10 protein-coding genes are annotated in these 10864 nt (G+C 55.5%); 9 read left to right on the forward strand and 1 reads right to left on the reverse strand.

Annotation, left to right across the window (positions count from 1 at the left end; translation table 11 throughout):
- Window positions 1-41: 41 nt before the first annotated feature.
- The 9 genes from nusA (at window position 42) to pnp (ending at window position 9489) form a co-directional block, all read left to right on the forward strand.
- A complete protein-coding gene (gene nusA / locus D5S03_RS07330; protein WP_287043249.1) occupies window positions 42-1340 on the forward strand; it encodes a transcription termination factor NusA in 1299 nt (432 codons plus the stop codon).
- Window positions 1327-1602, forward strand: coding sequence for a YlxR family protein (locus D5S03_RS07335; RefSeq protein WP_287043251.1), 276 nt, complete (start codon window positions 1327-1329; stop codon window positions 1600-1602). The genes nusA and D5S03_RS07335 overlap by 14 nt, the downstream gene beginning before the upstream one ends.
- Window positions 1592-4252, forward strand: a complete 2661-nt coding sequence (infB, locus tag D5S03_RS07340) for a translation initiation factor IF-2 (RefSeq protein ID WP_287043252.1) — start codon at window positions 1592-1594, stop codon at window positions 4250-4252. The genes D5S03_RS07335 and infB overlap by 11 nt, the downstream gene beginning before the upstream one ends.
- A 58-nt stretch (window positions 4253-4310) precedes the next feature.
- Complete coding sequence (locus D5S03_RS07345) at window positions 4311-4592, forward strand: DUF503 domain-containing protein (RefSeq protein ID WP_008869390.1); 282 nt, start codon at window positions 4311-4313, stop codon at window positions 4590-4592.
- A 6-nt stretch (window positions 4593-4598) separates the two neighbouring features.
- Window positions 4599-4928 carry a 30S ribosome-binding factor RbfA gene (rbfA, locus tag D5S03_RS07350; protein ID WP_008869391.1) on the forward strand — a complete coding sequence of 110 codons (330 nt, stop codon included), beginning with the start codon at window positions 4599-4601 and terminating at the stop codon, window positions 4926-4928.
- Window positions 4909-5871, forward strand: a complete 963-nt coding sequence (locus D5S03_RS07355; protein ID WP_287043253.1) for a DHH family phosphoesterase — start codon at window positions 4909-4911, stop codon at window positions 5869-5871. The genes rbfA and D5S03_RS07355 overlap by 20 nt, the downstream gene beginning before the upstream one ends.
- Window positions 5868-6797 (forward strand): tRNA pseudouridine(55) synthase TruB, encoded by a 930-nt coding sequence (truB, locus tag D5S03_RS07360; protein WP_008869393.1) that lies wholly within the window; start codon window positions 5868-5870, stop codon window positions 6795-6797. Before D5S03_RS07355 ends, truB begins: the two co-directional genes overlap by 4 nt.
- Window positions 6798-6836: 39 nt before the next feature.
- A complete protein-coding gene (gene rpsO, locus D5S03_RS07365) occupies window positions 6837-7100 on the forward strand; it encodes a 30S ribosomal protein S15 (RefSeq protein ID WP_435050720.1) in 264 nt (87 codons plus the stop codon).
- Between the two features lie 175 nt (window positions 7101-7275).
- Window positions 7276-9489, forward strand: a complete 2214-nt coding sequence (pnp, locus tag D5S03_RS07370) for a polyribonucleotide nucleotidyltransferase (protein ID WP_287043256.1) — start codon at window positions 7276-7278, stop codon at window positions 9487-9489.
- Window positions 9490-9652: 163 nt separating this feature from the next.
- On the opposite strand, the gene D5S03_RS07375 is transcribed toward pnp, so the two are convergent.
- On the reverse strand, window positions 9653-10864 hold a 1212-nt coding region (locus tag D5S03_RS07375; protein WP_287043258.1), incomplete at its 5' end, for an ASKHA domain-containing protein.

The following is a 10864-nucleotide window of genomic DNA, read 5'->3' on the forward strand; positions in this document are numbered from 1 at the left end:
ATTGTTATTTTTGGATATTTATTATAATGGAGGAAGGCCGTATGAGCCTGGAACTTAAAAAAATCATAGACCAGATCAGCAAGGACAAGGGCATTGACAGGGACATGCTGGTGGATACCCTGGAAGAGGCCGTACGCTCGTCGGTCTACAAGAAGTACGGAAGCAACCTGGATATCGAGGTCAACTTCAACGAGGACAACGGGGAGATAGAGGTTTACCAGTTCAAGGTGGTGGTGGACGAGATTGGAGACCCCAACAACGAGATACTGCTGGAAGACGCCAAAGCACATGATCCCAATGTCCAGCTCGAGGACGAACTGGGCTTTACCCTGAATGTCAAGGACCTGGGCCGCATCGCTGCCCAGTCCGCCAAGCAGGTCCTCATGCAGAAGATGCGCGATGCCGAACAGGAAATCATCTACGAGGAATACAAGGACCGCATAGGCGAGATCATAAGCGGCATCATCCAGCGCCGGGACCGGGCCGGCTGGATTATAAACCTGGGCCGCACCGAGGCCCTGCTTCCCAGGGATGAGCAGATCCCCAAAGAAAGATTTCACCGGGGAGACCGGGTGGAGGCCTATATCATCGATGTTCGCCGCGAAAGCAGGACTCCACAGATTATCGTCTCCAGATCCCACCCGGAATATCTCATCAGCCTTTTCAAGCGGGAGGTCCCGGAAATATCCGATGGAACCATCAAAATCATGAACGTGGTCCGGGACCCCGGCAAGAGGGCCAAGGTGGGGGTAATGACCAAGGATATGGACGTGGACCCGGTGGGCGCATGCGTGGGAGTCAAGGGCTCGCGCATCCACAACATAGTCCAGGAACTCAAGGGCGAGCGCATAGACATCGTCATCTGGAGCCCGGACATCGCCACTTACGCGGCCAACGCCCTGTCTCCGGCCCGAATCACCAGGATCACCGTGGACGAGGATGAAAAATCCCTGGAGGTGGTTGTCCCTGACGATCAGCTTACCCCGGCCATCGGGCAGAAAGGCCAGAACGTCAAGCTGGCCTCCAGCCTGCTGGGATGGAAAATCGACGTGTACACAGAATCCAGGTACAATGAAGTTTATGAGCACCACCAGGTGATGGAGCAGCTGGCCAGTGCCGCCGGCATCTCCATAAGCGAATTCAACCGGGAGGGCTTCGACAGCCTGGACAGCCTGGTCCAGTCCACGGACGAGGAATTAAAACAGAAGCTGGACTTAAGCGATGAAAACCTGGAAAGCCTGAAAGGAGCCATAAACTTCCTTGGCCCTCAAAAATTGAATTTGACAGGAGAAGAACCCCTTCTCCAGGAAAAGAAACCGGAGCAAAATGATCAAGAATAACCCCCTGCCGGACCAGGACATGGCCGGGACAAAGCATGTTCCAGTGCGTACCTGCGTTGTCTGCCGCGATAGAAAACCCAAGGCAGACCTTGAGCGTTATGTCTGCCCCGCCAATCCGGAACAGGGACTTCAGCCGGATCCAGGAAAGAAAATGCCTGGACGGGGATTTTACACCTGCAAGAGCCCGGAATGCGCAGGCAAATTAGCCAGATTCAGGGGCTGGAGGCATAAGTGCAAGAGAGGGAAGGACAATGACCACTAAAATGAGAGTAAGAGATGTATCCCAGGAACTGGGGATTTCCAACAAGGAACTGATCGGGCTCCTGCGAGAGCTGAACATCCCTGTCAAAAGCCATATGAGCGGACTTACAGAAGAACAGGTGGATCTTGTGCGTGATCGCCACAAGAGCGCAGCACAGGAGGGTGTCTCCCAGAGCAGGGCCAAGAGCGGAGTCATTGTCAGAAGAAGGAAAAAGCCTGCGCCTGAGCCTGCACCTGAACCGGAAGCAGAGGAAGCAGAAGCAGTGACACAGGATACTGTTGCCGCACCTGAAAAACCTGTGGATGCAAAAGCTCCAGAGGAACACCTGCAGCAAACCCCGGCCCGGGAACCGGCCGCAGAAGACGGGGATCAGGTCCAGAAACAGGAGGTCACGCAGGAACCTGATGCAGCCGACCAGCATAAGCAGGAGGCAGCACCTGAGGAAGCCCGGGACAAAGAAGCCAGACGTGACCGGCCGCCCAGAAAAGGGGCCAGAAAAAAGAAAGCCCCCCCGGAAGAACCCAAGGTAAAGGTCATTTCCAGGCCCGAGCCTGAAGCCGAGCCCAGGACAACGGTAACTCCCGAACCTGCAAAGCCTGAAGTCACGGAACCTGCACCGGATAAGGCTGCCCCCCCCGCAGCCCCTGCAGCTGATGACGACTCCAAGGACGGCAAGAAGAAACGCAGGAAGAAAAAGGACAAAAAAGACAAGCGGGTTGTGGAATTTGACAGCCTGCAGCAGGAAGGCGTTGATCAACGACAGGCCAAAACCGGATTCAAAAAGCAAAAAACTTCTCCTGTAGCAGACAGGACCGGCGGCAAGGCAAGGCCCGGCCGCGGCAGAAAACCCAGGCCCGAGCCCAAAGTCCAGGAGACGGTGCAGCCCACCAGGGCGGCCAAGAAGAAAATCCGCATCGACGAGGCCATCAGGGTCTCTGACCTGGCCAAGCAGATGGGCATCAAGGCCCAGGATCTCATAAAGACCCTGCTGGGACTGGGCATTATGGCCACCATCAACCAGTCCATAGACCTGGAGACGGCCTCAATTGTCGCTGCAGAACACGGCTACGAGGTAGAGAAAACCGGTTTTTCCGAAGATGAATTCATTATCCCCAGAGAAGCGGACAAGCCCGAGGATCTCCTGCCCAGGCCCCCGGTGGTGACCATCATGGGCCACGTGGACCACGGCAAAACCTCGCTTCTGGACTCCATACGCAAATCCAAGATTACTTCCGGAGAAGCCGGAGGGATCACTCAGCATATCGGGGCCTACTACGTGGGGTCCGACCGGGGAGACATTGTCTTTCTGGACACTCCCGGACACGAGGCCTTTACTGCCATGCGGGCCAGAGGAGCCCAGGTCACGGACATAGTCATCCTGGTGGTGGCGGCAGATGACGGGGTCATGGACCAGACCCGGGAAGCTGTGAACCACTCCAAGGCCGCCGGGGTCCCCATCGTGGTTGCGGTAAACAAGATAGACAAGGAAGGCGCTGATCCGGACCGGGTCAAAAGAGAACTGTCCGAACTGGGCCTTGTTCCCGAAGACTGGGGGGGAGACACCATCTATACCCATGTCTCGGCCAAGCAGGGCACCGGCATAGATGAGATCCTGGAAATGGTCCTTCTTCAGGCTGAAGTCCTGGAGCTGCATGCCAACCCCAACAAGTATGCAGTGGGTCATATCGTGGAGGCCAGGCTGGACAAGGGCCGCGGCGCAGTGGGTACAGTGCTGGTACAGGGCGGCACCCTGAAACACGGAGACGCCTTTGTCTGCGGCCTGTATCATGGCAAAGTCAGGGCCATGTTTAATGACAAGGGCAAGAAAATCGACCAGGCCGGTCCGGCGGTACCTGTGGAAATCCAGGGCCTGGAAGGGGTACCCGAGGCCGGGGACGAATTCGTAGTGGTCCAGGACGAAAAGGTGGCCAGACGCATCGCTGAAGCCAGACAGACCAAACAGAGGGACAAGGACCTGGCCAAAGAATCCAAGATAACCCTGGAGAGCTTTCTGGCTTCCAAGGCGGAAGGCGAGACGCATCAGCTCAACCTGGTGGTCAAGGCGGACGTGCAGGGCTCTCTGGAAGCCATTACCGAAGCCCTGAACAAGCAGTCCACCAGCGTTGTAAAGATAAACATCATCCACGGCGGCGCAGGGTCCATCTCCGAGTCGGACATCATGCTGGCTTCGGCCTCCTCGGCCATCGTCATCGGTTTCAATGTCCGCCCGACTCCCAGGGTCAAGGAAGTAGCCGAAAGGGAAAGCGTGGAAATACGCTTTTACGATATCATCTACAACCTGGTAAACGACATCAGGGACGCCATGGCCGGCATGCTGGACCCCATCATCAAGGAGGAATATCTGGGCCAGGCCCAGGTGCTGCAGACCTTCAGCGTGCCCAGAGTGGGCATGGTAGCCGGATGCATGGTCATGGACGGCAAGCTCATACGCAACGGCAAGGCCCGCCTGGTGCGCGATGGCGTGGTGGTCTACACCGGCAACTTAAGTTCCCTCAAAAGATTCAAGGAAGACGTCAAGGATGTGACCAAGGGCTACGAGTGCGGAGTTGGCCTGGAGAAATTCAATGACATCAAAGTTGGGGATATCATCGAGGCCTACCAGGAGCGTGAGGAAAAGGCCACGCTTTGAGTCATAGAACGGAAGTCAGAGGTCAGCGGGCAGAAGTCAGTGGGCAGGGGGCAGTATAATGATGGTTGGAACACTTTATATAAATATCCGCCTGCACGGAATAACTTCGCTCAAGGCCAAACGCAAAATCAGCAGCAGCCTGAAGCAGAAACTCAAAAACAAGTTCAACCTGGCCGTGGCTGAAATAGGCTCGGAAAACAGCCTGGACCACCTGGAAATAGCCATGGTCACCCTGGCCAACGACAAGCTCCGGGTTGAGGAAATACTGAACAAGGCCCTGCAGATGGTGGAAGCAATGTCCACTGACGATCTGCAGGAAGTGAAAATAGAGGTTTTTTAAATAGCTATGCAGCCTGCAACATCAAGACGGGCCACACGGATGGCCGACAGCATCATGCGCGAACTGGGCAGGATCATTGTGGAGGAAGCCCGGGATCCGCGCCTGAACCTGGTGACCATCACCGGGGTGCTCATGAACAAAGACCTGAGCATTGCCCGGGTCATGTACACCCATATCCAGGGCCCCTCCCCGGAACTGGAAAAGGCCCTGGGAAGCGCCCGGGGGTTTTTAAGGTCCAGCCTGGGCCAGAATCTTAAAATGCGCTACGTCCCGGAACTCAGGTTCGAGTGGGATACATATCTGCAGGAGATGGTGTATGATTCCCGTTCCCAGTGAACTCACCCGGGCACTTAAAACCGGGGACAATTTTCTTGTAACCTCGCATGTAAAGCCGGACGGTGATTCCATAGGCTCCATGTCTGCAGCCGGGCATATACTCAAAAGCCTGGGCAAAAAATTTGTTCTGTACAACGAAAGCGGTCTGCCGGGAAAATACACCTGGCTGGACCTGCCGGCAAAAATACATAACAGGCCGCCGGACAACAATTTTGACTGGATTGTGGTCCTGGACAGCGCTTCTCCGGAACGTCCGGGCGAATACATTGCCGACAGGATCAACCAAGTGCCCACTATAAATATCGACCATCACCCGGACAATCCGGACTTTGGGTCCATCAACTGGGTGGACCCGGGGTTCTCCTCTGTGGGGGAAATGATGTCCCTGGTGGCCAGGCAACTGGACCTGGAACTAAAAGGTCCCCTGGCCCACGGCATTTATCTGGCCATTGTCTCGGACACAGGATTTTTCAGCTTCGGCAACACAACACCCGGTGTCCTGGAGGTGACCGCCCAGATGGTCCGTCAGGGCCTGGATCCCGGGCAGATCAATCCCCTCATCACCAACCAGTGGTCAGTGGGCAGAATCCGTCTGCACGGCCTGGCCCTGCAGCGCTCGGAATTCGTTGACAACGGGCGTATCGGCATCATCTGCATCACTAAGGACATGCTCAAAAACACCGGTACCGGACCAGAGGACTGCGAGGGCCTGGTCAACATGCTCCTCAAGGTCAGCGGAGTAAAGGTGGCCTGTACCCTGCGCGAGGATGACGAAGGTGGTGTCAAGATGAGCCTGCGCAGTGCCGGACAAGACGATGTAAGCAGGATTGCATCGCATCTGGGTGGTGGAGGACACAAAAACGCCTCCGGGGGCATAATCAATGCACCCTTGCAGGAGGCCCGTGAAATGGTTATCGCCGGTGCCCGCAGGTCTATACAATGAGCCCGGGTCCCAGGTCCTCCAAGGCCTTTCATCCAGACGGAGTCATGGTCCTGAACAAGCCGGAGGGTCCTACTTCCACTGCCTGTCTGAACAAAATAAAATCGCGCTTCAAGCTGAAAAAGCTGGGCCACGCCGGCACCCTGGATCCCATGGCCAGGGGTGTACTGGTGGCTTTGCTTGGACAGGCCACCAAACTGGCTCCCTACATCACTGAAGGCCGCAAGACGTACTGGGGGGTTATCCGCCTGGGAGTCAGCACAGATACATACGATATGCAGGGAACCGTGCTGGAGGAAAAGGACTGTTCCGAGGTTTCCCCGGAGACTATAGAGCGGGAAATAAAGTCCTGGGAAGACCTCAAAGAACAGCCTGTACCAGCGGTATCTGCAGCCAAGCACCAGGGAAAACCATTTTATGCCCTGGCCAGGGCTGGACAAGAGGTCCCCTGCAAGACTAAAGAAATAGATATTTACCAGGCCCAGGTTCTAAATATAGAACCGCCCCTGGTGGAATTCCGGATAACCTGCTCCGCAGGCACCTATGTACGGTCCCTGGCCCACAGCCTGGGGATGCGCGTGGGATGCTGCGCGGCTCTGGCAGAGCTTGTCCGGGAAAAAAGCCATCCCTTTTCCCTGGACCAGGCCGTGGACCTGGACACCCTCATGGAAGCAAGGGATCTAAACGAACACCTGCTGCCCATCCCCCGGGCCATGTCTCACTGGGAGCATGTCAGGCTGGACCCTGAGCAGGAAGCGTTCGTGCGCAACGGCCGCCCCATTGAAGCAAGAAATGCGCCCCGGACAGTTGATGGACAGCATCCAAGGGCACTTCTTCTTTCCATGGACGGCTCTTCGCTGGCCCTGGCCGAGGCCCGGAAAACGGATGGCCGGTTGATGTGGTCCATAATCAGGGGATTGTGGACTTGATTCTTTATTATTCAATTCAAGGAGGATACAGCTGTGGTCATGGAACCCAAGGACAAATCCAAGATTATTGAGGAATTTAAACAGCACGAAAACGACACTGGTTCGCCTGAAGTCCAGGTCGCTCTGCTTACTGAACGTATCAAGTATCTCACGGAACACTTCAAGACCCACAAGAAGGATTTTCATTCCCGTACAGGTCTTTTGAAGCTGGTGGGCAAAAGAAGAAAGCTGCTTACTTACCTCAAGGAAAAAAATGTAGAGCGTTACCGACAGCTTATTTCCAGGCTGGGACTCAGGAAATAATCCCGGCAAACCCCGGTTTTCGGTGCGTCAGTGTATACAGGCATCCCGGCGTATAAAATTAAAGTACCGGCAACAATACATAGACGCACCGTAAACCCGACAGCCATGCTAAGGCAGAGCCGGACACGAGGCATCTGCTGAAATGCAAATACTTACATAAGGATAGATAAAAATTATGCTGAAAGAATTTAATAGTACCAAGATCACCTCTGTTGCCGGCGACTGCAAGATTAATTTCGAAACCGGCAAAATGGCCAACCAGGCCCACGGCTCGGTTCTTGTGCAGAGCGGAGATACAGTGGTCCTGGTTACTGCAGTCACCCAGCCCATGGAGAACAACCCCGGATTTTTTCCGTTGACGGTCAATTACCAGGAAATGTCCTACGCTGCCGGCAAGATACCAGGAAGCTATTTCCGCCGGGAAATCGGCAGGCCAAGCGAACGTGAGACCCTGGTTTCCAGGCTCATTGACCGCTCCATAAGGCCGCTTTTTCCGGAAACATTCTCTGACGAAGTCCAGGTCATGGCCACGGTGCTTTCGGCAGACCCGGTGAATGATCCGGACATACTGGCCATCAGCGGCGCTTCGGCCGCCCTGCACATGTCCAAGATCCCGTTTATGGGCCCCCTGGCCGGAGCCCGGGTGGGTTATATAGATGACGAATTCATTTTGAACCCCAGCCTCAAGCTCCTGGACCAGAGCGATCTAAGCCTCATGGTGGCTTCCACCCGCAACGGGGTGGTCATGGTTGAGGGGGTTGCCGACTTTGTGCCTGAAGACATCGTGGCCCGAGCCATAGACTGGGCCGGGCAGCAGGTGATACCCATCCTGGACAGCCAGGAGGAACTGCGCAGCCAGTGCGGCCGGGAAAAAATGGAAATTCCGGCAGAGCCGGAAAGAGACCTTGAGCTTGAAGAGATGGTCAAAGAAATGGCCGCCGACGACCTGGCCCGGGCTCTGGAAACCCAGGGGAAAATGGCCAGAAAGGATGCCACATCAGTGGTCAAGGATCGTGTGCAGGCCTCTTTGCAGGAAAAATTGGGCCTGGAATCACAGAGGCTGGAAAAGTTCGAAGATATTTTCAAAGACCTGAAGAAAAAAATCATACGCGCTAAAATCAGCACGGAAAAGATCCGCATCGATGGACGGGATTTAAGGACCGTCCGTCCGCTGAGCATCGAAGTGGGGCTTTTGCCCCGGACACATGGTTCGGCCTTGTTCACCCGGGGTGAAACCACTGCCCTGACCATAGCCACCCTGGGCAGTTCCACCGACATCCAGCACATCGAGACCCTGGCCGGAGACAGCAGCAAGAGCTTCATGCTGCACTACAATTTCCCTCCATACAGTGTGGGCGAGGTAAAGTTCCTGCGCGGTCCTTCCAGGCGGGAAATCGGACACGGAGTCCTGGCCGAACGGGCCATTCAGCCCGTGCTGCCATCTTCCGAAGATTTTCCCTTCACCATTCGCCTGGTATCGGAAATCATGGACAGCAACGGTTCATCATCCATGGCCACGGTATGCGGAGGAACCCTGGCCCTGATGGATGCCGGTGTACCTGTAAAGGAGCCTGTGGCCGGAGTAGCCATGGGACTTATCCGGGAAAAAGACGAATACATTGTCTTGACAGACATCCTGGGTACCGAAGACCAACTGGGAGATATGGACTTCAAGGTGGCCGGCTCTTATGACGGCATTACTGCTGTACAGATGGACATCAAGATCTCGGGAATTTCCGGGGAAATCATGCATCAGGCCCTGGATCAGGCCCTGGAAGCACGCAGGCACATCCTGGACCAGATGAAGCAGGTGATAGACAAGCCCAGAAAAGAGCTCTCTCCTTTTGCTCCCAAAATGGAAGTCATCCAGGTGGACACCAACAAGATAAAGGACGTCATAGGCCCTTCAGGCAAGCACATAAAGGCCATAACTGCGGAAACCGGATCTTCCATAGACATCGAGGATTCCGGCAAGATATCCATCTTCGCCCCGTCGGAAGAAATTCTGCAGAAGACCAAGGAAATGATCCTTTTTTACAACCAGAAGCCCGAACTGGGCAGAGATTACGAAGGCGTAGTCACCAGGCTTCTGGATTTCGGGGCAGTGGTGGAGATCCTGCCCGGACTGGACGGACTGGTGCATATATCCCAGCTGGATACCGGGAGAGTGGAACAGGTCTCTGACGTGGTCAATATCGGGGACAAGATCAAGGTCAAGGTCATCGAGATCGATGACCGGGGCAAGGTGCGCCTGAGCCGCATGGCCGTACTCATGGAAGAGCAGGGCAAGACCTTTGACCTGTCTTCAGCTTCCAGGCCCGGACCCAAAAAAGGCGGCGGTGGCGGCCGTTCCGGCGGACCTCCCAGAGGCGGAGGCGGACGCAGGTAAACAGAAAGATTAAGGGAATTGGGAATCAGGGAATTAAGGGATTAAGGGATTAAGGGATTGGGGGATTGAGGGATTATATACAGGATGAAAGTACGCCGTTAATATAAGGCCCAGCAACTTTTTACCCAGATCGAGTCAAACTCAAAATGGGTAAAAAGTTGTTTTATCCCTGATTGGCAGGAGTGAACTGGAAACGCATGTGCCTGAAAAAACCGGTATTGAAAAAATCCCGGTCCTCGGCCAGGGGCAGGCTGTGCATCTTTTGGGGCAGCTTTTGCACCCAGTTCCTGGCTGCCTGGTCCCTGGCCAGCATGAGCGCCCCTTTCAGGGCAGTGTTGCCCGCCACCCTGCACTTTTGAAAAGCTCCCCTGGGCAGAAATCCCAGTTCCTCCAGGTCCTTAAGTCTGAAATGCTCTCCCAGTGCCCCGGCCATGTATATCCGGGGCACCTGGTCCATGGACATGGAGGTCTTCTCCAGGAGATATTCCAGGCCCAGGGTAAAGGCAGCCTTGACCTTGAGCATTTCTTCCACGTCCCTGCCCCCCAGAAAAAAGCTGTCTCCCAGGAGCACCCTGTTGTCCTGTACCTGTATCTTCTCTGCCAGCCTGGTGTCAGGTCGCTTGAAACCGCCATGGATATCCATGCATCCAAGCCTGAGCAACAGGCTGGCCAGGGACAGGTAGCCGCTGCCTGAAACCAGGCCGTTCCAGTCTGCAATGTCCGGCCTGATTCCTTTCTGGGTAAAGTCAAATCCCGAGGCTACACCGTCGCCGAAGGCACTGCCGAATCTGAGCCCCACTCCTTCCAGGGCCGGGCCCAGGGCCACACTGGTGCAGAAGTACTTGTCCGGGCCAAACCCCAGCACCATTTCCCCGTTGGTGCCCAGATCAAAAAACAAAAATGGAAAAGTTGCCTTTTCCTGGAGAATAAGGCAGGTAAGACCGCTGGATATATCTGCTCCCACAAAGGGCGAGATAAGGGGGGGGATAAAAACCCTCTGCCTGATTCCCGGCAGGGTAAAAAAGTCTCCGGCCGGGCCGCCCAGACGGTATGGATGACTGGCCAGCCCGGAAATATCCAGGCCCAGCAGCAGGTGGATCATGGCCGGATTGCCCGTGACTGCAGCCGGGATGCTGTCAGGGGAAAGCTCGAGAATTCTTTGGACCTCTTCCAGCAGAAGATCCTGCAGCTGCTGGAAGTGTTCCCGGCTTTCCTGGGCATAAGCCAGCCTGGACATGACTTCGCTGCCGGCTCCCATCTGGGGATTTAATACAGTACCTGTGCTTGGACCGCACCGGTCATGGGCAAATCCCCATTTAATGCTGGTAGTGCCCAGGTCCACCCCGGCTGCAACAGGAGCGGCACGGCTCTGCCA

This window comes from Desulfonatronospira sp. MSAO_Bac3, from assembly GCF_003838035.1.
GTDB classification, from domain to species: Bacteria; Desulfobacterota; Desulfovibrionia; order Desulfovibrionales; family Desulfonatronovibrionaceae; genus Desulfonatronospira; species Desulfonatronospira thiodismutans.